Annotated in this window: 22 protein-coding genes; 19 read left to right on the top strand and 3 right to left on the bottom strand. The window is 36.4% G+C overall.

The window, feature by feature from the left end; translation table 11 throughout:
- Positions 1-56 precede the first annotated feature (56 nt).
- From HMPREF3270_RS05025 to HMPREF3270_RS05035, 3 genes are all read left to right on the top strand, one after another.
- Positions 57-608, top strand: a complete 552-nt coding sequence (locus tag HMPREF3270_RS05025) for a cysteine hydrolase family protein (RefSeq protein ID WP_002481694.1) — start codon at positions 57-59, stop codon at positions 606-608.
- A gap of 75 nt (positions 609-683) precedes the next feature.
- Positions 684-1,610 (top strand): manganese-dependent inorganic pyrophosphatase, encoded by a 927-nt coding sequence (locus tag HMPREF3270_RS05030; RefSeq protein WP_070848227.1) that lies wholly within the window; start codon positions 684-686, stop codon positions 1,608-1,610.
- Positions 1,611-1,828: 218 nt separating this feature from the next.
- The gene (locus tag HMPREF3270_RS05035; RefSeq protein ID WP_070848228.1) at positions 1,829-3,205 is read left to right on the top strand and encodes an aldehyde dehydrogenase; all 1,377 of its coding nucleotides are present in this window, start codon (positions 1,829-1,831) and stop codon (positions 3,203-3,205) included.
- Between the two features lie 93 nt (positions 3,206-3,298).
- Here the strand turns inward: HMPREF3270_RS05035 and HMPREF3270_RS05040 are convergent, their stop codons facing one another.
- Positions 3,299-4,105: a prephenate dehydratase gene (locus HMPREF3270_RS05040; protein WP_002481691.1), complete on the bottom strand. Its 807-nt coding sequence runs from the start codon at positions 4,103-4,105 to the stop codon at positions 3,299-3,301.
- Between the two features lie 31 nt (positions 4,106-4,136).
- Positions 4,137-5,216 carry a nitric oxide synthase oxygenase gene (locus HMPREF3270_RS05045; protein WP_002481690.1) on the bottom strand — a complete coding sequence of 360 codons (1,080 nt, stop codon included), beginning with the start codon at positions 5,214-5,216 and terminating at the stop codon, positions 4,137-4,139.
- Between the two features lie 249 nt (positions 5,217-5,465).
- On the opposite strand from HMPREF3270_RS05045, the gene HMPREF3270_RS05050 reads away from it, so the two are divergent.
- From HMPREF3270_RS05050 to HMPREF3270_RS05100, 11 genes are all read left to right on the top strand, one after another.
- Positions 5,466-6,935, top strand: a complete 1,470-nt coding sequence (locus HMPREF3270_RS05050) for a nicotinate phosphoribosyltransferase (RefSeq protein WP_070848229.1) — start codon at positions 5,466-5,468, stop codon at positions 6,933-6,935.
- Positions 6,928-7,773, top strand: coding sequence for an ammonia-dependent NAD(+) synthetase (nadE, locus tag HMPREF3270_RS05055; RefSeq protein WP_070867181.1), 846 nt, complete (start codon positions 6,928-6,930; stop codon positions 7,771-7,773). The genes HMPREF3270_RS05050 and nadE overlap by 8 nt, the downstream gene beginning before the upstream one ends.
- A 90-nt stretch (positions 7,774-7,863) precedes the next feature.
- On the top strand, positions 7,864-8,403 hold the full coding sequence (locus tag HMPREF3270_RS05060; protein WP_371099748.1) for a DUF2179 domain-containing protein: 540 nt from the start codon (positions 7,864-7,866) through the stop codon (positions 8,401-8,403).
- Entirely contained in the window at positions 8,393-8,566 is a 174-nt protein-coding gene (locus HMPREF3270_RS05065) for an NETI motif-containing protein (RefSeq protein WP_002481686.1), read from the top strand. Before HMPREF3270_RS05060 ends, HMPREF3270_RS05065 begins: the two co-directional genes overlap by 11 nt.
- 212 nt (positions 8,567-8,778) lie before the next feature.
- Positions 8,779-10,077, top strand: coding sequence for an adenylosuccinate lyase (gene purB / locus HMPREF3270_RS05070; RefSeq protein ID WP_002481685.1), 1,299 nt, complete (start codon positions 8,779-8,781; stop codon positions 10,075-10,077).
- A 115-nt stretch (positions 10,078-10,192) separates the two neighbouring features.
- Positions 10,193-10,495, top strand: a complete 303-nt coding sequence (locus HMPREF3270_RS05075) for a YerC/YecD family TrpR-related protein (protein ID WP_023015874.1) — start codon at positions 10,193-10,195, stop codon at positions 10,493-10,495.
- Between the two features lie 130 nt (positions 10,496-10,625).
- Entirely contained in the window at positions 10,626-11,315 is a 690-nt protein-coding gene (locus tag HMPREF3270_RS05080) for a heptaprenylglyceryl phosphate synthase (protein WP_002481683.1), read from the top strand.
- Position 11,316: 1 nt separating this feature from the next.
- Positions 11,317-13,512, top strand: coding sequence for a DNA helicase PcrA (gene pcrA, locus HMPREF3270_RS05085; RefSeq protein ID WP_070848230.1), 2,196 nt, complete (start codon positions 11,317-11,319; stop codon positions 13,510-13,512).
- 3 nt (positions 13,513-13,515) lie between these two features.
- Positions 13,516-15,519 carry an NAD-dependent DNA ligase LigA gene (ligA, locus tag HMPREF3270_RS05090; protein WP_002481681.1) on the top strand — a complete coding sequence of 668 codons (2,004 nt, stop codon included), beginning with the start codon at positions 13,516-13,518 and terminating at the stop codon, positions 15,517-15,519.
- 19 nt (positions 15,520-15,538) lie between these two features.
- On the top strand, positions 15,539-16,738 hold the full coding sequence (locus tag HMPREF3270_RS05095; protein WP_070848231.1) for a CamS family sex pheromone protein: 1,200 nt from the start codon (positions 15,539-15,541) through the stop codon (positions 16,736-16,738).
- 158 nt (positions 16,739-16,896) lie between these two features.
- Entirely contained in the window at positions 16,897-17,940 is a 1,044-nt protein-coding gene (locus HMPREF3270_RS05100; protein ID WP_070848232.1) for an NAD-dependent formate dehydrogenase, read from the top strand.
- A 105-nt stretch (positions 17,941-18,045) separates the two neighbouring features.
- Here the strand turns inward: HMPREF3270_RS05100 and putP are convergent, their stop codons facing one another.
- Positions 18,046-19,584: a sodium/proline symporter PutP gene (gene putP / locus HMPREF3270_RS05105; protein WP_070848233.1), complete on the bottom strand. Its 1,539-nt coding sequence runs from the start codon at positions 19,582-19,584 to the stop codon at positions 18,046-18,048.
- Between the two features lie 386 nt (positions 19,585-19,970).
- Between putP and gatC the strand changes: the two genes are divergently transcribed.
- From gatC to rlmD, 5 genes are all read left to right on the top strand, one after another.
- Positions 19,971-20,273, top strand: coding sequence for an Asp-tRNA(Asn)/Glu-tRNA(Gln) amidotransferase subunit GatC (gene gatC / locus HMPREF3270_RS05110; protein ID WP_002481677.1), 303 nt, complete (start codon positions 19,971-19,973; stop codon positions 20,271-20,273).
- Complete coding sequence (gatA, locus tag HMPREF3270_RS05115) at positions 20,273-21,730, top strand: Asp-tRNA(Asn)/Glu-tRNA(Gln) amidotransferase subunit GatA (protein WP_002481676.1); 1,458 nt, start codon at positions 20,273-20,275, stop codon at positions 21,728-21,730. Before gatC ends, gatA begins: the two co-directional genes overlap by 1 nt.
- Positions 21,731-21,742: 12 nt before the next feature.
- Positions 21,743-23,170 carry an Asp-tRNA(Asn)/Glu-tRNA(Gln) amidotransferase subunit GatB gene (gene gatB / locus HMPREF3270_RS05120; RefSeq protein ID WP_037556606.1) on the top strand — a complete coding sequence of 476 codons (1,428 nt, stop codon included), beginning with the start codon at positions 21,743-21,745 and terminating at the stop codon, positions 23,168-23,170.
- 165 nt (positions 23,171-23,335) lie between these two features.
- Positions 23,336-24,256, top strand: coding sequence for a diacylglycerol kinase (locus tag HMPREF3270_RS05125; RefSeq protein ID WP_002481674.1), 921 nt, complete (start codon positions 23,336-23,338; stop codon positions 24,254-24,256).
- A 67-nt stretch (positions 24,257-24,323) separates the two neighbouring features.
- Positions 24,324-25,685, top strand: a complete 1,362-nt coding sequence (gene rlmD, locus HMPREF3270_RS05130; protein WP_023015867.1) for a 23S rRNA (uracil(1939)-C(5))-methyltransferase RlmD — start codon at positions 24,324-24,326, stop codon at positions 25,683-25,685.
- Positions 25,686-25,781 lie beyond the last annotated feature (96 nt).

Below are 25,781 nucleotides of genomic sequence, written 5' to 3' on the forward strand. Positions count from 1 at the left end.
AAATTTAGGTTATCCTATTAATTAACAAGATATCACAAAATTGGGGGTAACGCATTATGGCAAAAAAAGCTTTAATTGTTGTAGATTATTCATATGATTTTGTCGCACCGGACGGCAAGTTGACTTGTGGAGAACCTGGTCAGGCGCTAGACAATTTTATCGCAGAACGTATGGAAGCGTATGATAAAGAAGGGGAAGCAATCTTTGTCATGATGGATCTGCATTATGAAAACGATCCGTATCATCCAGAAAGTAAATTATTCCCGCCGCATAATATCGAAGGCACTTCAGGAAGAGATTTATACGGTAAAGTTAAAGATGTTTATGAAAAAATTGAATCACATGAACATGTGCATTATTTAGATAAACGCCGCTATGATTCTTTCTTTGGTACACCTTTAGATAGTTTATTACGTGAACGCGGTATTACTGAAATCGAAATTGTTGGTGTATGTACAGATATTTGTGTACTGCATACAGCTATTTCCGGTTATAATAAAGGGTATGCAATCACTATACCGACAAAAGGTGTTGCATCGTTTAATCCAGAAGGTCATAACTTTGCGTTAGAACATTTTAAAAATGTCTTAGGTGCGAAGGTAGAATAACAGAATAGACTCGTGATAAAATAGGATTAAATAGGTATGAATTACAATAATTAATGACAAGGAGTGTCTCAGGACATGGAAAGTACTTATATTTTCGGGCATAAAAGTCCAGATACAGACGCAATTAACTCTGCCATCATTATGGCTGAATTTGAACAATTAAACGGCAATACTTCTGCGAAAGCATATCGCTTAGGTGAAGTGAGCCCTGAAACGCAATATGCTTTAGATTACTTTAAAGTAGAAGCACCAGAATTATTATCAGATGATTTAACAGGTAAAGACGTTATTTTAGTAGACCATAACGAATTCCAACAAAGTGCAGATTCAATTGAAGGTGCCAATATCCGCCACGTTGTGGATCACCACAGAATCGCTAACTTCCACACAGCTGGTCCGTTATGCTACCGTGCAGAACCACTAGGTTGCACAGCAACAATTTTATACAAAATGTTCAATGAAAAAGGCTTTGATATCAAACCGGAAATCGCTGGTTTAATGTTATCTGCCATCATTTCAGACAGCTTATTATTCAAATCACCAACTTGCACTGAGCAAGATAAAGACGCAGCAAAAGCATTAGAAAAAATTGCTGGTGTAGATGCACAAGAATACGGTTTAGAAATGTTAAAAGCAGGTGCTTCTACATTGAATAAAACAGCAGTTGAATTAATCAATGCAGATGCAAAATCATTCAACATGGGTGATTACACAGTACGTATCGGCCAAGTTAACACAGTAGACTTAAATGAAATTTTAGGCCGTCAAGCTGAGTTAGAACAAGCTATCACTGAAACATTAAATAATGCTGAATATGATATCTTCGTATTAGTTGCGACAGATATTTTAAATAGTGATTCAGCTATCTTAGTATTAGGTGAAGACAAAGATAAAATTGCGCAAGCATTTGGTGTTGAGTTAGATAACAACACAGCATTCTTACCAGGTGTAGTATCTCGTAAGAAACAAATCGTACCGCCAATCACTGAAACATTATCATAAGCAGTTAGACGCTGTTTATACATGAATATAGATTAAACTGGAATGGGCTAAGATGATAAACAAACAAGCATTCATTGTGTCATCTTGCTTTTTCCAGTTTTTTATTATAAATTTTGGTAATTGAAGTGTTGGTAAAAGTAATAAAATCATTATAAAAGATTAAAATTAGGGTAAAATTGAGTAACAAGGATAATTGTACGAAAGGAGTTAGAGAACCTTTGAAATCAATCGAGGAAAAATTTAAAGACTGCCAAGGGTATTTTAAAACGCATATTACTAAAGATATTAAATACCGTAGAAAACAACTTAAAGCTTTGAAACATGCGATTAATAAATATGAAAATCAACTTTTAGCCGCATTGCATTTAGACTTAGGAAAAAATAAAGTAGAAGCGTATGCGACCGAAATCGGTGTCGTATTAAAAAGTATCAGTGCCGCTCGTAAAGATATACATAAATGGGCGAAAACGAAACAAGTGAACACGCCGCTCTATTTGTTCCCGAGTAAAAGTTATATTAAAAAAGAACCATTAGGCACAGTTTTGATTATCGGACCTTTCAACTATCCAGTTCAACTTGTATTTGAACCTTTAATTGGTGCGATCGCAGCTGGTAATACAGCAATTATCAAACCTTCAGAGCTGACACCGAATGTAGCTTCTGTGATTACAAAAGTCATTGAAGAAGCATTTGAATCAGCTTATATTACTTCAGTTGAAGGCGGTGTTGAAGAGACACAAGTCTTGTTAGAACAACCATTTGATTATATTTTCTTTACAGGCAGTGAACGTGTCGGACGTATTGTATATGAAGCAGCAAGTCGTCATTTGACACCTGTGACGTTAGAACTTGGCGGCAAGTCACCGGTTATTGTAGATGAGACAGCGAATTTGAAAGTCGCAAGTGAACGTATTGCGTTTGGAAAATTTATCAATGCGGGTCAAACATGTGTAGCTCCTGACTATATCTTGGTCCATGAGTCGGTCAAAGCAGACTTGATCAAAGCCTTGCAAGGTACTATTAAAGAGTTCTATGGCAAAGAACCGGATAAAAGTGCAGATTTCGGACGCATTGTGAATGATAAGCATTTTGAGCGTTTACAAGCATTGATTCATGACAATCAAGATAAAGTGGTTATCGGCGGTGAAACACATGAACCTTCACGTTATATTGCGCCAACGGTATTAGATAACGTGACTCCACAAGATTCAGTGATGGAAGAAGAAATCTTTGGGCCGATTTTACCGTTGTTGACGTATCAAACATTTGATGAAGCGGTCGAATTTATTCAAGCACGAACACGTCCGTTATCACTCTATTTGTTCAGTGAAGATGAAAATAATACGGATCGTGTGTTAAATGAACTATCCTTTGGCGGCGGTGCTATCAATGATACGTTAATGCAGTTAGCGAATCCAAATCTGCCATTCGGCGGTGTAGGCGCTTCTGGTTTCGGTAAGTATCATGGTAAGTATTCGTTCTATACATTCACACACGAGAAATCATATATTTATAAAACTACACGCTTAGAATCTGGAATAATATTCCCGCCTTACAAAGGGAAATTCTCTTATATTAAAAACTTATTCAAATAGTAAAATGAACTATCTGATTGAAGTAGAATAACAATAATAAAACTGGGTCGAACTTTGAAAGCAAGGTTCGACCCAGTTTATTTAGAATATATCTTATTTAGTTTGTTTCTTGAAAGAACCGATGATTTTCACTTGATAATCTAAGGTTTCAAGTATTTTAATCACTTTGTCTAATTCAGAATTAAGCGTAGCATCGGCTTGGACAAAGAAGCGATATCTGCCTAATTGTGTTTTAAGCGGACGTGATTCAATCCAAGATAAGTTGATATTGAAAATTGCGAATGTATTTAAAATATTCGCAAGCAACCCGGCTCTATCTTGTTCTGGTGTAATCATTAATACAGTGTCTGTCGCATCTTCAGCGATAGTTAAGTGATTACCTATGATTAAGAAGCGGGTCACATTATGTGGAAAATCTTCAATATTTTGTTCAATTGCTTCTAGACGATGATCTTCATTGATACCTAGCGGTGCAATCGCGCCCGTATGTTCATCAATAAAATCTAAACTTTGAACGGTACTTTCTGAATAGCCGATTTGAAATTGATGACGCTGGATAAATTGGTTAGTTTGACTGATTGCAGGTGCGATAGAATACACTGTATCAATCGCTTCGATTGGTGTACCAGCTAAAGCATATAATCCGAATTGGATATTTAAATGGATTTCACCAATAGCGTATATATTTTGATGTGCTAAGCCATCTGCGATGATGTTGATTGTGCCTTCAATTGAATTCTCAATCGGTACAATACCAATGCTGTCTGAGTCATTTTGAACTGCTTGAACGACTTCATATAAGTTGGATTTTGGATGATAGTCAGCTTCTGTTTCTGTTAGATACTTTTTAGAAGCAAGATATGAAAATGTACCCCTTGGACCTAAATAATATAAATTCATTTTTGCATTTCCCCTTTGATGTGACGCACAGTTAATGGAAAGGGCACCCAGTTGTTTCTGCTGGTTTCTTATAAAAGAAATTTGGTTCTTTCATCACATTTTTATACCCATGATGATAGTTCGAAACCAGAGTAGGTGACAGTGATGGTACGAGCCAAGACCATTTTCCAGTAACTTCACGATTGGCTTTTGCTTCATTGGATTCAAAGTGTTCGAATTGTTTAGCAGCTGTTAGGTGATCGACAATCGATGCGCCTACTTTTTTAAACGAATGATACACTGCATCATTCAGTTCTACCATAATACGATCTTTATTGAATGAAGTATTTTTAAGTGTATCAAATTCAAACGCTTCTGCAACTTTTTCTATTAAATTATAGCGGTATGTGTCAGTAAAATTACGTACAGCAATTTCATTTACCATATACCAGCCATTAAATGGTACTGTTGGATAAGTAATACCGCCGATTTTTAAATCCATACTAGAAATAATCGGTACTGCATACCATTTCAATCCTAAGTCAGCGAGTTTAGGGTAATGGCGGTGTTCGATTGGAACTTCTAGGACCAGTTCTTCAGGTAAATCATGCAGGCGCGGGAAGCGCTCACCAGGCAATTTATAAATCAATGGTAAGACATCAAAATCTGTACCTGCACCTTGCCAACCTAAGTGTTGTGCAGTTTTAGTCATCTCGCGTTCCGCAGGATCCCCAGCATCTTCATAACCTGCATAGCGAATTAATTGATTATTATAGATGATAGGCGGATGATCTTCTTCTTGCGCATAAATCGTAATGTAAGATTGAATTTTTCCACCGTTTGTCGCTTCGTCTAAATGTTTGTGGATAGATTCGATAAAGGCATCATTGTCTTTGACGTCACGTGCATCTTGAACGATTAACGTTTCCCAAAATAATCGTCCGATACAACGATTGGAATTACGCCAGGCCATACGTGCACCATATGTTAGTTCTTCCGTCGTATGGTGATACGTGCCAGTTTCGTTAATTTCCTTTTCGATTGCTTCTAATCTCTCTTGAATAACATTTTCGTCATAATTCAACTCTCGATACATTGTGTGAATAAATTCAGTCGCTTTCTCTAATAACATTTTCTTCACCTCATCTTTATTATAGGAGTAATAAGGGAAAACCCCTAGTAAAGATGTCACACAAAATATAGAAAACCAACTAAATCTGACAAAATTATTACATTAATAAAAAAGTATTTACAAAATTAATTGATTTAATTTCAATTTCGGTACAATTGTACGAAGAATGACATACCCCTAACGGGGAATGTATAAAAGCCTATAAGAATGTGATAAACTAAACAAAAAAGGTTGATTGGGGAGAAAGTTATGTATCAATTTAGAGATGACAGCTTAATGCTTCATAATGACTTATACCAAATTAATATGGCTGAAAGTTATTGGTATGATAATGTTCATGAAAGAAAGGCGGTCTTTGATTTATATTTCCGCAAGATGCCATTCGACAGCGGTTATGCTGTATTTAATGGATTACGCAGAATTATTCAATTTATCGAAAATTTCCATTTTACTGAAACGGATTTAACATATTTAAAATCTATTGGTTACCAAGATGACTTTTTAGATTATTTGAAAGACTTGCGCTTTACTGGAAACATTCGAGCAATGGAAGAGGGCGAAGTATGTTTTAATAATGAGCCTTTAGTAAGGGTAGAGGCACCATTAATTCAAGCACAATTAATTGAAACGATTTTATTAAATATCGTTAACTTCCATACGTTGATTGCGACAAAAGCAAGCAGAATTAAACAAGTCGCACCTAACGACTTATTAATGGAATTTGGTACAAGACGTGCACAAGAAGAAGACGCAGCATTATGGGGAGCAAGAGCAGCTATTATCGGCGGTTTTGATTCTACAAGTAATGTCAGAGCGGGTAAATTATTCGGTATTCCTGTATCTGGTACACATGCGCATGCTTTTGTACAAACTTATGGTGATGAATATGTTGCATTTAAAAAATATGCAGAACGTCATAAAGACTGTGTCTTTTTAGTAGATACTTTCCATACGTTAAAATCAGGTGTGCCGACAGCGATTAAAGTGGCACAAGAATTAGGCGATAAAATCAACTTTATCGGTATACGTTTAGATTCAGGTGATATTGCTTACTTATCTAAAGAAGCACGTAAAATGTTAGATGAAGCAGGTTTCACTGATGCGAAAATCATTGCATCTAACGATTTAGACGAAGAAACAATCATGAGTTTGAAAGCACAAGGTGCGAAAGTCGACTCATGGGGTGTAGGTACGAAGTTAATCACAGGTTATGATCAACCAGCATTAGGAGCAGTTTATAAACTTGTTGCTGTAGAAGATGAATCAGGTGAGTATCAAGACCGTATTAAACTATCAAACAATGCGGAGAAAGTAACAACACCTGGTAAGAAAAATGTTTATCGTATTATTAATAAAGCAACAGGTAAAGCAGAAGGGGATTATATTACACTTGCACATGAAGATCCGTATGCAGAACAACCATTGAAATTGTTCCACCCAGTGCATACGTATAAAAGTAAGAAAGTAAAATCATTCGAAGCGATTGATTTGCATAAAGATATCTATACTGAAGGTAAATTAGTTTATGAATTACCACACGAAAAAACAGCCAAAGCCTTCTTAAAAACAAATTTAGAACATCTATGGGAAGAAAATAAACGTTTCTTGAACCCTCAAGAGTACCCTGTTGATTTAAGTAAAGCATGTTGGGATAACAAACAACAAAAAATCTTTGAAGTCGCAGAAGATGTCAAAGAAATGGAGGAACGACATGAGTAGTGAATTGCAGGATATTATTGTTAAAGAAATGAAAGTTAAACCATCCATCGATAGTGAAAGTGAAGTCCATGAACTCATTCACTTTATTAAACACTATGTTCAAAGTCATGGTTTTATCCAATCGTTAGTATTGGGGATTTCAGGCGGCCAAGATTCAACACTTGCTGGTCGTTTGTGTCAAATTGCGGTAGAACAGCTACGAGAAGAAGGCAGAAATGTACGCTTTATCGCAGTTAAGTTACCATATGGTGTACAAAAAGACGCAGATGAAGTTGAAGATGCTTTGAAGTTCATTCAACCAGATGAAACTGTCACGGTTAATATTAAACCGGCAGTTGATCAAAGTGTTAATGCATTGAATGAAGCTGGATTTGAATTAACAGACTTTCAACGCGGTAATGAAAAAGCACGTGAACGTATGAAAGTTCAATTTGCGATTGCGGCAAACCAAAGCGGTATTGTCATCGGAACTGATCATTCTGCAGAAAATATTACAGGCTTCTTCACAAAATATGGCGATGGTGCTGCAGATATAGCGCCTTTATTCGGCTTAAATAAGCGACAAGGGCGTCAATTATTGGCATACTTAAATGCACCGAAACATCTTTGTGAAAAAGTGCCGACTGCTGATTTAGAAGATGACAAACCGCAACTTCCAGATGAAGAAGCGTTAGGCGTGACTTATGATGCGATTGATGATTATTTAGAAGGCAAACCTGTGTCTGAAAAAGATCAAAAAGTAATTGAAGGCCACTACTTAAGAAATGCGCATAAGCGAGAATTAGCATACACGCGCTACACTTGGCCAAAATCAGAATCATCGAAAGAAAAAGAGTGACAAATAATCAGTCGACTGATAAAATAAGCTAGATTTCAATTTGAAAAGAGGTAATATATTTTGTCAGTAATTTCAGCAAACCCATGGCTGATGCTGCTTTCAATTTTTATCATTAACGTTGCTTATGTGACATGTCTCACAGTTCGTACGATTCTTACCTTAAAAGGTTACCGTTATGTCGCAGCAGCGGTTAGTTTCCTTGAAGTGTTAATCTATATTATCGGATTAGGCTTAGTGATGGCTAACTTGGATAAATTCCAAAATATTGTAGCTTATGCGTTTGGTTTCTCTGTCGGCATTATTGTCGGTATGAAAATTGAAGAGAAACTTGCATTAGGTTATTCTGTAGTCAATGTGACAACAGCCAATTACGAATTAGATTTACCGACACAACTTAGAAATTTAGGTTACGGTGTCACACACTTCCCAGCTTATGGTCGAGACGGCGAACGTTTAGTCATGCAAATTCTGACACCAAGACGCTTTGAACTTAAGTTGATGGATACGATCAAACAACTTGATGACAAAGCATTCGTCATTGCCTATGAAGCACGAACATTACATGGCGGCTTCTGGGTTAAAGGTATTAGAAGTAAACGATTGAAGGCGTATGATACAGATGAAATTTGAAGTAGCAGAAAACGAAACGATTCAAGAATGTTTAGCACGTATGCGTGAAGCGGGCTATATGCCAGTGAAGCGGTTTGAGAAACCAGTCTATCGTGAAAATAAAGACGGCAGTATAGAAGTTGAGCGTCAACATATACAATTTGTCGGTAAGAAAATTCAATAAATGTGCAGAAAGCCCAATTTGTATTTTGAAATGAAATACGAGTTGGGCTTTTTAGATAAAAGTTTGGAAAGCCTTATACATTTGAAAAAAATTCTGTTAAAATAGAGAGTATAAGAGTAAAAAGTCGAACGTTTTGCAGGATATTTTGAAGAATGTACATGTTCTGTGAGCGTCCACATTTAAAATCAAACTTTAAGATAGGAGTTTATGAAATGATTGAACGTTATTCTCGTGAAGAAATGTCACAAATCTGGACAGACCAAAATCGTTATGAAGCATGGTTGGAGGTTGAAATCCTAGCATGTGAAGCTTGGAGTGAATTAGGTTTTATCCCGAAAGAAGACGTTAAAAAAATCCGTGAAAATGCGCGTGTAGATGTAGACCGTGCGAAAGAAATTGAATTAGAAACTCGTCATGACGTTGTTGCTTTCACACGTCAAGTTTCTGAAACTTTAGGAGAAGAACGTAAGTGGGTGCACTATGGTTTAACTTCAACAGACGTTGTAGATACAGCGTTAAGCTACCAAATCAAACAAGCAAACGATATTTTGGAAAAAGACATTGAACGTTTTATCGAAGTATTAGCTGCGAAAGCGAAAAAATATAAATATACATTAATGATGGGTCGTACACATGGTGTGCATGCTGAACCGACAACATTCGGCGTAAAAATGGCATTATGGTATCAAGAAATGGTACGTAACTTTAAACGTTTTAAAGAAGTACGTAAGGAAATCGAAGTAGGTAAAATGAGTGGTGCAGTCGGAACATTCGCAAATATCCCACCTGAAATCGAAGCATACGTTACAAAACACTTAGGTCTTGATTTTGCACCTGTATCAACACAAACATTACAACGTGACCGTCATGCGTATTACATCGCAACATTAGCTTTAATCGCAACTTCTATGGAGAAATTTGCAGTTGAAGTACGTAACTTGCAAAAAACAGAAACACGAGAAGTAGAAGAAGCATTCGCGAAAGGCCAAAAAGGTTCTTCAGCAATGCCGCATAAACGTAACCCGATCGGTTCAGAAAATATTACAGGTATTTCACGTGTCATCCGTGGTTACATTACAACAGCATACGAAAACGTTCCATTATGGCATGAACGTGATATTTCACACTCATCTGCAGAACGTATTATGTTACCAGATGTGACAATCGCATTAGATTATGCATTAAATCGTTTCACAAACATCATCGATCGTTTAACAGTCTTTGAAGATAATATGATGGCTAACATCAACAAAACATTCGGTTTAATTTATTCACAACGTGTGTTATTATCATTAATTAACAAAGGTATGGTACGTGAACAAGCTTATGACTTAGTTCAACCAAAAGCGATGGAATCTTGGGAAACTAAAACACCATTCAGAGAATTGCTTGAACAAGATTCACAAATTACAGATGTATTAAGTAAAGAAGACTTAGACAAAGCCTTCGATCCAAAACACCACTTAAATCAAGTGGATACAATTTTCGAACGTGCTGGTTTAGCTGACTAATGTTTACCATAAATTTGTATATCGCAACAATTTCTTAAGGGTCATGACTACACTTTAATGTATTAGTACGTTAAAATAGGATAAAGATGAACACAAAGAACAGGAGTTGTTTGATATGCAAATTGAGAAGTTACGCGGTAAAGCATTAGATGAGCTGTTTGATGCGATTCTAACGCTTGAAAATAGAGAAGAGTGTTACCAGTTTTTTGATGACTTATGTACTGTAAATGAAATTCAATCGTTATCACAAAGACTTCAAGTTGCTAAAATGATTAAACAAGGCTATACGTATGCAACGATTGAAAAAGAAACAGGTGCTTCTACAGCGACAATTTCCAGAGTAAAACGCTCCTTACAATGGGGTAACGACGCTTATACTGTCGTATTAGATCGTATGAATATCGAAACAAATGACTAGTTCAAAACAGAGCCTGCACATCTTATGATGTGAGAGGTTCTGTTTTTCTTTGTTTAGACATATCCGTTTAGAATCTAAGTGGTAAAAATGATATAATCAAATGTATGTTTAAAAGAAGGGAAACGGTAAAATGTACGACATAAAAAAGTGGCAACATGTATTTAAATTAGATCCTGCAAAGACAATCAATGATGAAGATTTAGATAAAATCTGTATGTCAAATACAGATGCAATTGTGATTGGCGGAACTGATAATGTGACTGAAGACAATGTCATTCAATTGATGAGTCGTGTCCGTCGTTATCCGCTTCCACTCGTCCTTGAAATTTCCAACTTAGAAAGCATCATGCCTGGTTTTGACTTCTACTTTGTCCCGATGGTCTTAAACAGCCCGGATGTACAATACCAAAATGGCTTATTGCTAGAAGCACTTAAAGACTACGGTCATATGATGGATTTTGATGAAATCAAATTCCAAGGGTACATCATATTAAATCCTGATTCTAAAGCAGCGGTGAAAACACAAGCCAAAACAGATTTAGATGAATCAGATATTGAAGCTTACGCATTGATGACGGATAAAGTCTATCAATTTCCAATCATGTACATAGAATATAGCGGCACGTTCGGAGATATGGAAATGGTTCGTACCGCAAAACAAAATGTTGAACAAGCACATGTATTTTATGGCGGCGGTATCCGCTCATTAAGCGATGCGCAAGTTGCGGCGAAAGAAGCAGATACGATTGTCGTCGGCAATTTAGTCTATACCGATATCAAACAAGCATTGAAAACAGTTAAAATAAAGGAGTTATCTTAAGATGAATGCGTTATTAGACAATATGAATACTGAACAAAGCGAAGCAGTCCGTACAACTGAAGGACCACTGCTGATTATGGCCGGAGCAGGCTCAGGGAAAACGCGTGTTCTAACGCATCGTATCGCGTACTTATTAGATGAAAAAGGCGTTTCTCCTTATAACGTCTTAGCAATTACTTTCACAAACAAAGCAGCACGAGAAATGAAAGAACGTGTTGAAAAATTAGTAGGAGAAGAAGCACAAGTTATTTGGATGTCAACGTTCCACTCTATGTGTGTACGTATTTTAAGAAGAGACGCAGATCGTATCGGCATTGAGCGCAACTTTACGATTTTAGATCCGACAGATCAAAAGTCAGTCATTAAAGATGTGTTGAAAACAGAAAATATCGACAGTAAACGTTATGATCCGCGTATGTTCTTATCTGCCATCAGTAATATGAAAAATGAACTTAAAACAGTTGAAGACGCTGAAATTGAAGCAACAGACTTTATGTCTGATATGGTGGCACGTGTGTATGCAGGTTATCAACGTCAGCTTTCTCGAAATGAAGCGCTCGATTTCGATGATTTGATTATGACTACAATCAATCTCTTTAAACGAGTACCAGACGTTTTAGAATACTATCAAAATAAATTCCAATATATCCACGTGGATGAGTATCAAGATACTAACAGAGCACAATATACGCTTGTGAAACTATTAGCGGATAAATTTAAAAATTTATGTGTCGTAGGTGACTCTGACCAATCCATTTATGGTTGGCGTGGTGCTGATATTCAAAACATCTTGTCATTCGAGGAAGATTATCCGAATGCGAGAACGATTTTCCTTGAACAAAACTATCGTTCAACGAAAGTCATTTTAAATGCGGCCAATGAAGTAATTAAAAATAATACAGAACGTAAGCCGAAAGGGCTGTGGACTGCGAACCAAGAAGGTAAAAAAATTAATTATTACCAAGCACAAAGCGAAAGTGATGAAGCACAATATGTCGTAAAAGAAATTATGCGTCAGCAACGTGAAAACAATAAATCCTTCAATGATATTGCGATTTTATATCGTACGAATGCACAATCTCGTGTGCTTGAAGAAACATTTATGAAATCGAATATTCCATATACAATGGTCGGCGGTCACAAGTTCTATGACCGTAAAGAGATCAAGGACTTATTAAGTTATTTACGTTTAATCGCAAATAGTAATGATGATATCAGTTTACAACGTATTATTAACGTACCAAAATGTGGTATCGGACCATCTTCTGTTGAAAAAATTCAAGCGTATGCCAGACAAAATGATTTAAGTATGTTTGATGCCTTAGCTGAAGCAGATTTTATCGGTTTAACCAAAAAAGTGACTAAACAAGCGATAGACTTCTATACATTGATTTCAAATTTAATCCAAGAACAAGAATTCTTAGAAGTCAGTGAAATTGTAGAAGAAGTCTTAAATAAATCAGGGTATAAAGAAATGTTGGAACGTGACCAGACTTTAGAAGCACGCAGCCGTTTAGAAAACATTGAAGAGTTTATGTCTGTTCCTATGGATTATGAGAAAAACACACCACTTGAAGAACAATCATTAATCAATTTCCTAACAGATTTATCATTAGTCGCAGATATCGATGAAGCGGATATTGAAAACGGTGTGACATTGATGACGATGCACTCTGCGAAAGGTTTGGAATTCCCGGTAGTCTTTATTATGGGTATGGAAGAATCAATTTTCCCTCATATCCGTTCTATTTTGAGTGACGATGATCACGAAATGGAAGAAGAACGCAGAATTTGTTATGTGGCGATTACACGTGCGGAAGAAGAGTTGTATTTAACACATGCGACGAGCAGAACGTTATTTGGTAAAACACAATCTAACTCAGCTTCAAGATTTTTAAAAGAAATTCCTGAAGATTTATTGAATAAGCCTGCAAGAACAGAAAGCCGTTATGCAGGAGCTGCCAGCAGTCAAAGACCTGTTAAACGCGGTCCAAGCAGACGTACAACGAAACGTTCAGAAGTGGCATCTGGAACATGGAACGTCGGTGATAAAGTGGTTCACAAAGCATGGGGAGAAGGTATGGTCAGCAATGTGAATGAGAAAAACGGTACGGTTGAACTCGATATTATCTTTAAATCTCAAGGACCGAAACGTTTACTTGCGAACTTTGCGCCGATTAAAAAGAAGGAGGACTAAGGGATGAACGATTTAGCCAATAGAGTTGAAACACTGCATCGCTTATTGAATCAATATAATCATGAATATTATGTGATGGATAATCCATCTGTACCAGATAGTGAGTATGATAAATTACTCCATGAATTGATTCATATCGAAGAAGAACATCCTGAATTTAAAACAGAAGATTCTCCGACAGTACGTGTAGGCGGCGAAGCACAAGCTACTTTTAATAAAGTGCGCCATGATACACCAATGTTAAGTTTAGCTAATGCTTTCAATGAAGAAGATTTACGTCGTTTTGATGCCCGTGTACGTGAACATGCGGGAAAAGTTGAGTACATGTGTGAATTGAAAATTGATGGTTTAGCGGTATCTTTAAAATATGAAAACGGCAGATTTGTGCAAGGGTTGACGCGTGGTGACGGAACGATTGGTGAGGATATTACAGAGAACTTGCGTACAATTCGAGCGATTCCATTAAAAATTAAAAAGCCGTTAACTTTTGAGGTGCGCGGTGAAGCGTTTATGCCGAAAGCTTCTTTTGAGCGTTTGAATAAAGAGAAGGAAGAAGCGGGCGAACAAGCTTTTGCGAACCCACGAAACGCAGCGGCTGGCTCATTACGTCAATTAGATTCAAAATTAGCTGCAAAACGCCGTTTAAGTATTTTCTTATACAGCGTCAATGACTTTACAAACTTTCATGCGACATCACAAAGTGAAGCTTTAGATGAATTAGATGAGTTAGGTTTTAAAACCAATCAAAACCGTAAACGTGAGTCAGATATTGAAGGCGTATTGGAATACATCAAGTATTGGACTGAAAAACGCCAAGACTTATCCTATGATATTGATGGTATTGTGATTAAGGTCAATGATCTTGAAGAGCAAGATGAGCTAGGGTATACACAAAAATCACCAAGATGGGCAATTGCCTATAAATTTCCAGCAGAAGAAGTAGTAACGACTTTACATGATATCGAATTAAGTGTCGGACGTACGGGTGTAGTCACACCGACAGCAGTATTAGAACCTGTCCGTGTTGCTGGAACGACTGTTTCTCGTGCTTCACTGCACAATGAAGATTTAATTCATGAAAAAGATATTCGTATCGGGGACAGTGTAGTGATTAAAAAAGCAGGCGATATTATTCCGGAAGTTGTGCGCAGTTTACCTGATCGCAGACCAGAAGGAACTGAAACTTATCATATGCCGACACATTGTCCAAGTTGCGGTCATGAATTAGTTCGTTTAGATGGAGAAGTCGCATTACGATGTATTAATCCTAAATGCCCAGCACAACTTGTCGAAGGTATGATTCACTTCGTATCACGCCAAGCGATGAATATCGATGGTTTAGGTACGAAACTGATTATGCAGTTGTACGATAATGAAATTATTAAAGATGTAGCAGATTTATATTACCTTACAAAAGATGATTTGTTGCCGTTAGAACGTATGGGTGAGAAAAAAGCAGATAATCTTTTAAATGCGATTGAAGCGTCAAAAGAAAATTCATTTGAACATTTATTATTCGGTTTAGGCATCAGACATTTAGGTGTTAAAGCCAGTCAAGTAATCGCAGAACGTTTTGACAACATGGAGCGTTTGTTTGAAGTAACGGAAGAAGAATTGCTTGAAATCCATGATATCGGAGATAAGCTAGCGACTTCATTAATTACTTATTTAAATAATGAAGATATCATTGCTTTAATTGATAAACTTCGTGCAAAAAATGTTAATATGAAGTATAAAGGTATCAGAACTTCAGAGATAGAATCTGATTCAGAATTTAATGGTCTGACTGTTGTATTAACAGGTAAACTGCACAATATGACACGTACAGAAGCATCTAAATGGTTGGAAGCACAAGGTGCAAAAACGACAAGCAGTGTGACTAAGAATACGGATTTAGTCATCGCTGGTGAAGATGCTGGATCTAAATTGACGAAAGCAGAAAAACTAGGCACAGAAATTTGGTCTGAAGCAGACTTTATCCAAAAACAAAATGAAGTTGACCAATAAACAATAGAGGAGATAGGGCATGAAGAAAACAAGTGTATTACTCATCTCTCTCTTATTGATTCTCACGGCGTGTGGCAATAAGGATGAGCAACAAAAATCAACAAAAGAACAAGAAAGTCAATCAGATTCAAGTACTGTTAAGCACATTGCGACAGATAAGAATGTTCAAGGTGATGACTATAGAACGATTCTTCCATTTAAAGAAAGTCAAGCAAGAGGTATGTTGCAGCAAACGATGGCGAATGGCTATAACGGTGATGACTTTGAAGATGGTTTATTAGAACAAAGTAAGACAGTTTTTCCAACTGACGAATACTTATACCAAGATGGTCAGTTTTTAGATAAAAAAACAATTAATGCTTATCTTGGACCTAAATACACAAAATCTGAAATCGAAAAAATGGATAAAGATGAAAAAGAAGAGAAAAATGCGAATGAAAATCTTGGTTTAAATCCATCTCGTCATGGCGAAAAGGATGAAGAAAAAATCGCAGAAAATTCACCTGCTTATCTTTCTAACATCTTAGAACAAGATTTCTACGGCAATAGTGACACCAAAGGTAAAAAAATTAAAGGCATGACTATTGGTCTTGCGATGAACAGTGAATATTATTACCAAAAAGAAAAAGACGGACCAACCTTCAGTAAGAAATTAGACCGTGCGAAAGTCGAAAAAGAAGGTAAGAAAATGGCCGATGAAATGTTGCAACGTTTACGTGAACATAAAGCATTGAAAAACATTCCAATTCACTTTGCGATTTATATTCAATCTGGAGAAAATGATATTATTCCAGGAGAATTTGTTTCAGGTGCAACGGCAGATGATGGTCAAACACGTATCAACAGTTGGAAAGATATTAATGAAAAATCAGTGCTGTTACCTTCATCAGAAGCAGCTGATTTGAATGAGAATTTAAACAATAACTTCAAACAGTTCAATGATAATTTGCAGTCATATTTCCCTAACTTTACACAAGCAGTAGGTAAAACGAAATTTGATGGCAAAAAACCGAAAAACCTTATTATTGAAGTACCGATTGATTACTATGGCAAAGCTGAATTAACTGGTATTACACAATTTATTGCACAACAAGCTGACAAATACTTCAGCAATATTGATGCCTATGAAATTCATATTAAAGATGGTAACCAAGCACGTGCTTTAATCACAAAAGGTAAAGATGATAAAAAACAAAATGTGCATATCTATAAAAGATAAATGAATAGATAAAATTATGATAAAGATGTCTTCGCATAGAAGGCATCTTTTTATATTTTTTTGACAATATATTGAAGTACTACCTGGTACAGTTTAATACAAATTTTGATGGGAAAAAGTACAATGATGTATCAAAATTAGAAACAGGTGATATATAAATGAAAATTGTAGCACTATTTCCAGAAGCCACAAAAGGGCAAACAGAAAACAACGTGTTAGATGACTATACTGCGTTAAATCTACGTCCTTTTTTAGAAGAACGTGGACATGAATTGGTCGTATTGAAAGATGGAGAAGATGATTTAGATCAACATCTTAAAGATATGGACGTTGTTATTAGCGCGCCATTTTACCCTGCATATATGACAAAAGAACGAATTGAACAAGCACCTAACTTAAAATTAGCAATCACTGCAGGTGTAGGTTCTGACCATGTGGATTTAGAAGCAGCTAGCGAACATGATATTTCAGTGGTAGAAGTCACAGACTCAAACACGGTTAGTGTAGCTGAACATATTGTGATGACAACATTAATCTTAGTTAGAAATTACGAGGAAGGTCATCGCCAATCAGAAGAGGGTGGTTGGAACTTAACACAAGTAACGAACCACGCCTTTGAACTTCAAAATAAAACGATTGGTATTTTTGGTTTAGGCAGAATTGGTCGTTTAGTTGGAGAGCGTTTAAAACCGTTTAACGTAGATATTATTCACTATAGACGTTCTAGTCAAGAAGATACAGACTTCTCAAAATATGTGAATTTTGATGAGTTAGTGCATAAAAGTGATGTGTTGATTATTACAACACCACTTACCCCTGAAACAGATGATTTATTTGATTATAATACAATCAGTCAAATGAAAGATGGCAGCTATATTGTAAACTGTGCACGCGGTAAGATAGTAAACAAAGAAGAAGTAGTTAAAATGATAGAAGAAAATCATCTTCAAGGCTATGGTGGAGATGTATGGTATCCACAACCTGCACCTTCAGATCATCCGTGGAGAACGATGCCGCGTAATGCGATGACTATTCATTATTCAGGTATGGTTGTTGAAGCACAATTACGTATTGAAAAAGGTGTTAAAGATTTATTAACACACTTCTTTGATGAAACGCTATTCCCTAAGGAAGATGTGATTGTGAATGGTGGTCAAATCACTAGCCAATCTTATGCGAAACATGATGATTCAAACAACTAAGCTATAAGCTTAGCAGATTAAGTGAAAAGGAAATGCAGCTGCTTATAACACAAATAGGGCAGGAACGAGAAGTTCCTGCCCATTGTATTGATTAATGATTTTTAATTAGCTATGCAAAATTTGTTTAACTTCATCTAATTCATTGACTGTACGTGTACTTGGTTTTTGTGTAAACTTGCTGACCAAGTAAGTAACTACGACACTCATAATAAATCCTGGAATGATTTCATACATACCGAAGATTTCTGAAACATCAGCCATTGGTTTGATGAAGACAATCCAAACAATAACAGTTAATGCGCCTGCTACCATACCACTGACTGCGCCAGCTCGTGTTAAACCTTTCCAATAAAGTGAGAACAAAACAAGTGGACTAAATGAAGCTCCGAAGCCTGCCCAAGCGTTACCAACTAAGTTTAAAATCGTATCGTTAGGTGACCATGCGATCCAAATTGCGACAATCGCTACAACCATAACACTCAAACGACCTACAAGTACAAATTCTTTTTCGTGTTTTTGTGCGTTTGCTTTTTTACCACGAATCAATTTATAGAAGTCTTCAGTTAATGAACTTGATGTTACAAGCAGTTGTGAAGAAATCGTGCTCATAATTGCTGCTAAAATGGCAGCTAATAAGAAGCCACCGACTAATGGATGGAATAAAATCTGACTCATGATAATAAATAGTGTTTCTGGATCGTGAAGTGTAACATTGTAGTCTGGCACAAATGCGATACCAGTCAAACCGACTAAACATGCACCCGCAAGTCCGACTGCCATCCATAAAATTCCAACACGACGCGCAGTTGGTAAGAGTTTAAAAGATTTAATCGACATAAAACGAACGATAATGTGAGGTTGACCGAAGTAACCTAATCCCCACGAGAAGAGTGAGATAATACCTAAAACAGTAGTTCCTCTGAATAAGTCCAAATTAGTAGGTTTCATATCTGCGATTTGTGAGAATGTATCCCAACCATTTAATTTTAATAAGGCTACGATTGGAACCATAACCATCGCAATCAACATGATGACACCTTGGAAGAAGTCAGTAATTGAAACAGCTAAGTAACCGCCTAAAAAAGTGTAAAAAATAACGATAACAGCTACCATAATCAAGCCGTATCGATAATTCAGTCCGAATGCAGTTTCAAATAATTTACCTCCAGATACAAACCCGGAATGCGTATATAACGTAAAGAAAACGACAATAATGAGACCAGAGATAATTTTAATAATGTTTGAATGATCATCTAATCTATTTTTGAAAAAGTCTGGCAAGGTAATCGCATTGCCTGCAATTTCTGTGTAAACACGTAATCTTGGTGCGACAATAAAGTAATTCAAATATGCTCCCAGTGTTAAACCGATCGTAATCCAAATTGCGGATAATCCTGTCGCATAGACAGAACCAGGCAATCCCATAATCATCCAGCCGCTCATATCAGAAGCTCCGGCTGACAGCGCTGTAATGTACGGGCCGATGTTTCGGCCTCCCAACATATATTCGCTTAAATTTCCCGTTGACTGTTTGTAACCATAGATACCGATGATAACTAGAATGATAAAGTATACACCAATCATGATGTATGTTTGCCAGTCAGCATCGATTTGGCTACTCACTGAAGTACCTAAAATAAACATCGTGGTTTCCCCCTTTTTCTCATTGATGATTCAATGTATACGCATTATTATACAACAATTCTGAAAAAAGGGAATAGTTATTTTATAACAATGTTAAATATAAACCGCTCAACAGTGGCATTTTAAACGCTTTCTGTAATGAAAAGGTTTTCAATGCTTTAAAGCACATTAGTAGTATTTTTATAATTTTGAATGTATAAACGTTCATATTACATCAAAGCTTCTGTTGAATTAATGGTAATGATTTGCAATTGAAGTTCAGAATGATTAAGTTAAAGGGGAGTCATTACCTGATATGTGGGTATTTTGAACTAAAAAATTTAGATTTTTGACAGTTTTTTTGATACAATTTTATGATGAAGTATTAATAAGGAGGCAGTTCATTAATGGCTAGAGTATCACGTGAAGAAGTTGAACATATTGCAAATTTGTCTAAACTTCATATTTCACCAGAGGAAACAACAGAAATGCAAGACACATTAGAAACAATCCTAAACTTTGCCCAACAAATCGATACAGCTGATACAAGCGATGTAGAACCGACGTATCACGTATTAGATTTACAAAATGTATTAAGAGAGGATAAAGCAGTTAAAGGCATTCCTCAAGAGCTTGCGCTCAAAAATGCAAAAGAAACAGAAGATGGTCAATTTAAAGTACCATCAGTTATCAACGGGGAGGATGCGTAATGTCTATTCGTTATGAATCAGTTGAAAAGTTAAGCGAAATGATTAAGAACAAAGAAATCAAACCTTCTGAAGTTGTAAAAGATATTTATGATGCAATTGAAGAAACAGATCCGACAATTAAATCATTCTTAGCTTTAGATAAAGAGAATGCAATCAAGAAAGCTGAAGAGCTGGATGAATTGCAAGCGAAAGACCAAATGGAAGGTAAACTCTTCGGTATCCCAATGGGTATCAAAGATAACATTATTACAGAAGGTCTAGAAACAACATGTGCAAGTAAAATGTTAGAAGGCTTTGTACCGATTTATGAATCAACAGTAATGAAAAAATTACATGCTGAAAATGCAGTATTAATCGGTAAATTAAATATGGACGAATTTGCAATGGGTGGTTCAACTGAAACTTCTTACTTCAAGAAAACAGTTAACCCATTCGATCATAAAGCAGTGCCAGGTGGATCATCAGGTGGTTCAGCAGCAGCTGTAGCAGCAGGTTTAGTTCCATTCTCATTAGGTTCAGATACTGGTGGATCTATTCGTCAACCAGCAGCATACTGCGGTATCGTGGGTATGAAACCGACATACGGTCGTGTATCACGTTTTGGTTTAGTTGCATTCGCATCTTCATTAGACCAAATCGGACCTTTAACACGTAATGTTAAAGATAATGCAATTGTTTTAGAAACAATTGTAGGTGTAGATAAAAACGATTCTACAAGTGCTCCAGTTGAAGATAATGACTTCACTTCAGATATCGGTAAAGATATTAAAGGTATGAAAATTGCTTTACCTAAAGAATATTTAGGTGAAGGTGTATCTGATGAAGTGAAAGAAGCAGTACGTAACGCTGTTGAAATTTTAGAAGGTGAAGGTGCAATCGTAGAAGAAGTATCATTACCAAATACTGGCTATGGTATTCCATCTTACTATGTTATCGCATCATCAGAAGCTTCTTCTAACTTATCTCGTTTCGATGGTATTCGTTATGGTTACCATTCAAAAGAAGCACAAACATTAGATGAACTTTATAAATTCTCACGTAGTGAAGGCTTCGGTAAAGAAGTTAAACGTCGTATTTTACTTGGTACTTTCGCGCTAAGTTCAGGTTACTACGATGCTTACTACAAAAAATCACAAAAAGTCAGAACGTTAATTCGTCAAGACTTTGACAAAGTATTTGAAGACTATGATGTAGTCGTTGGTCCTACAACACCAACAGCTGCCTTCAACTTAGGTGAAGAAATCAATGATCCGTTGACAATGTATGCAAACGACTTATTAACTACTCCAGTTAACCTTGCCGGCTTACCAGGTATTTCAGTACCTTGCGGACAAACTAATAACAGACCGATTGGATTACAGTTTATCGGCAAACCGTTTGATGAAAAAACACTTTACCGTGTTGCTCATCAATTCGAACAACAATACAACTTACATGATGCATATCAAAATTTATAAGGAGTGTTAATGATGCATTTTGAAACAGTCATTGGACTAGAAGTCCACGTTGAACTGAAAACAGATTCTAAAATGTTCTCTCCATCACCAGCACATTTCGGAGCAGAACCAAACACAAATACGAATGTGATCGACTTAGCATACCCTGGTGTGCTTCCAGTTGTAAACGAACGTGCCGTTGACTGGGCAATGCGTGCTGCAATGGCATTAAACATGGAAATTGCGACTGAATCTAAATTCGATCGTAAAAACTATTTCTATCCAGATAACCCGAAAGCTTACCAAATTTCACAATTTGACCAACCTATCGGGGAACATGGTTACATTGATATCGAAGTAGATGGTGAAACAAAACGTATCGGTATCACACGCCTTCATATGGAAGAAGATGCGGGTAAATCAACACATAAAGACGGTTATTCATTAGTAGACTTAAACCGTCAAGGTACACCGTTAATCGAAATCGTATCTGAGCCCGATATCCGTTCACCTCAAGAAGCTTATGCTTACCTTGAAAAATTACGTTCAATTATTCAATATACTGGCGTATCTGACGGTAAAATGGAAGAAGGTTCATTACGTTGTGACGCTAACATTTCATTACGTCCATATGGTCAAGAAGAATTCGGTACAAAAGCTGAATTGAAAAACTTGAACTCATTCAACTATGTACGTAAAGGTTTAGAATATGAAGAAAAACGCCAAGAAGAAGAACTATTAAATGGCGGCGAAGTACTTCAAGAAACACGTCGTTTCGATGAGTCTACTGGTAAAACTATCTTAATGCGTGTTAAAGAAGGTTCAGATGACTATCGTTACTTCCCAGAACCAGACATCGTACCATTATACATTGACGATGCATGGAAAGAACGTGTACGTCAAACAATTCCAGAATTACCAGACGTACGTAAGAAAAAATATGTTGAAGAATTCGGATTACCTGCGTATGATGCGCATGTCTTAACATTAACGAAAGAAATGTCTGATTTCTTCGAAGAAGCAGTTGAGCATGGCGCTGATGTAAAATTAACTTCTAACTGGTTAATGGGTGGCGTTAATGAGTACTTGAACAAAAACCAAGTTGAACTTCAAGATACAAAATTAACACCTGAAAACTTAGCTGGTATGATTAAGTTGATTGAAGACGGCACTATGAGCAGTAAAATCGCGAAAAAAGTCTTCCCAGAATTAGCTGAAAATGGCGGAGATGCTAAACAAATCATGGAAGATAAAGGTTTAGTTCAAATCTCAGATGAGTCTGTATTATTAAACTTCGTAACAGAAGCATTAGATAATAACCCTCAATCTGTTGAAGACTTCAAAAACGGTAAAGGCCGTGCGAAAGGCTTCTTAGTCGGACAAATTATGAAAGCGTCTAAAGGTCAAGCTAACCCTCAAATCGTTAACAAATTATTACAACAAGAATTAGATAAACGCTAATTGATTGTATAACCTGCAGTGATTACTGATTGTAATCTCTGCGGGTTTTTTATTTTGATAAGGTGGTTTCAAAAACGAATTTCATTGATTTCAACCATTAATACTTTCAACTGAAGCGGAAATCATTTAAAATTGAAATTGAGTAAAAATGATGAGGGATTATTTATGAGAAAACGAGCTAGAATTATTTATAATCCGACTTCAGGCAAGGAATTGTTTAAAAAAATGCTTCCAGAAGTCTTGATTAAAATGGAACAAGCAGGATTTGAAACAAGTGCATATGCAACGCAAAAAGCAGGAGATGCGACGATTGAAGCAAAACGCGCATTGCATGAAGATTATGAAATGCTCATCGTTGCTGGTGGTGACGGCACATTAAACGAAGTGGTTAATGGGATAGCCGAACATCCGAATCGTCCTAAAATCGGTGTCATTCCAATGGGAACGGTAAATGATTTTGGTCGTGCCTTACATTTACCCACTGATATATTAAGTGCAGTAGATGTCATTATTAAAGGACATACAGTTAAAGTAGATATCGGTAAAATGAATAGCCGATATTTTATTAATTTAGCTGCAGGTGGACGTATTACTGAAGTCTCTTATGAAACTTCTAGTAAATTAAAAACATTTGTTGGACCATTTGCTTACTACATCAAAGGTATGGAAATGTTGCCGCAAATGAAAAATGTAGATGTCCGTATTGAATATGATCAAAAAGTCTTCCAAGGTGAGATCCTGTTGTTTTTACTTGGATTGACGAATTCAATGGCAGGCTTTGAAAAATTAGTGCCAGATGCGAAATTAGACGACGGTTATTTTACGTTGATTATCGTTGAAAAAGCGAATTTAGCAGAACTGGGTCATATCATGACTTTAGCTTCAAGAGGGGAACATATTAAACATCCGAAAGTCACATATGAAAAAGCAAAATCAGTTAATGTATCATCTTTTGAACAAATGCCGCTTAATGTAGATGGGGAGTATGGTGGTCAATTACCTGCCAATTTCTTAAATTTAAAGCAGCATATTGAAGTATATACACCAGCTAATGTAGATAATAAAGAATTAATTGAACAAGATTAGAGAAGTAAGCAGATGAAAGGTTAGGACTTAATCACAAGCCTGACCTTTTTTCTATGGAGGTTACAGTGTGGAAACATTAAAGAAAAATCAAATCTTTACAGGCGAGGTTATCGACTTAACGCATGAAGGACATGGTGTAGTCAAAATAGACCGTTACCCAGTCTTTGTGCCGAATGCCTTGCCTAATGAAGAAATTGAATATAAATTAATCAAAGTAAATAAAAACTTTGCGATTGGTAAATTATTAGAGATTCATAAAGAAAGTGCTGAACGTGTGACGCCTCCATGTGTTTACTATAACAAATGCGGAGGCTGCCAGCTGCAACACTTAGATTATCAATCACAATTAACAATGAAACGTAATCAAGTTGTGAATCTATTTCACCGTAAAGGAAAGTTTGAGCAAACGGTTATCAATGATACGATCGGCATGATGAATCCTTGGAACTATCGAAATAAATCACAAATTCCTGTCGGCTTGAATAAAGAACAAGATGCGATTATGGGCTTCTATCGCCAACGCAGTCACGATATTATTGATATGGATGAATGTATTATTCAAGACAGCATTCAAAACCAATTGATGCGTTCGATTCGTGCCTTACTAAAAGAGCATGACGTATCCATTTATAATGAAAGAAAGAAACAAGGTTTATTACGTCATGTCATTATTCGAGTAGGCCATGTCTCACGTGAAGTGATGATTATTTTTGTGACGAACGGTAAGAAGTTTAAACAAGCTAAACCGATTGTTGAGAAATTGGTCAATGCGATGCCGAATATTAAAAGTGTCATTCAAAATATCAATGAAACACATTCAAATGTGATAATGGGCAAAACATCAAAAACATTGTATGGTAAAGATGAAATTATTGATGAGTTGGATTCAGTGGAATTTGAAATCAGCGATCAGTCATTCTATCAAATCAATTCATCACAAACAGTTAAATTATATAATCAAGCGATGAAATACGCACAATTAACAGGCGAAGAAACAGTACTTGATACGTATTGCGGTATAGGTACTATTGGATTATATATGGCAGATAAAGCGAAACATGTCTATGGCGTTGAAGTCGTTCCTGCCGCAATTGAAGATGCGAAGAAAAATGCGCAATTGAATGGCTACGATAATACAACTTTTGTCTGCGGTAAAGCTGAATCAGTGATTTTAGACTGGAAACAACAAGGCATTCAACCTGATGTTGTCATGGTCGATCCGCCACGTAAAGGTTGTGACGAAACATTCTTAAACACACTGTTAGAATTAAATCCAAAACGCATTGTCTATATTTCATGCAATCCAGCTACACAACAACGTGATGCCCAAATTCTTGCGCAAAACTATGCGTTAAAAGAAATCACGCCTGTCGATATGTTCCCACAAACAACACATATTGAGACAGTAGCATTGTTTGAAAGATTATAATCAAAAATTATGTATATCGAAACAACGAGGTTTTTTCACATAGAAGATGCCTCGTTTATTTTGTGCAGTTATGTATAAGAAAGAGGCTAGGTGTGA

This window comes from Staphylococcus sp. HMSC65H10 (genome assembly GCF_001839185.1).
GTDB classification, from domain to species: Bacteria; Bacillota; Bacilli; order Staphylococcales; family Staphylococcaceae; genus Staphylococcus; species Staphylococcus simulans.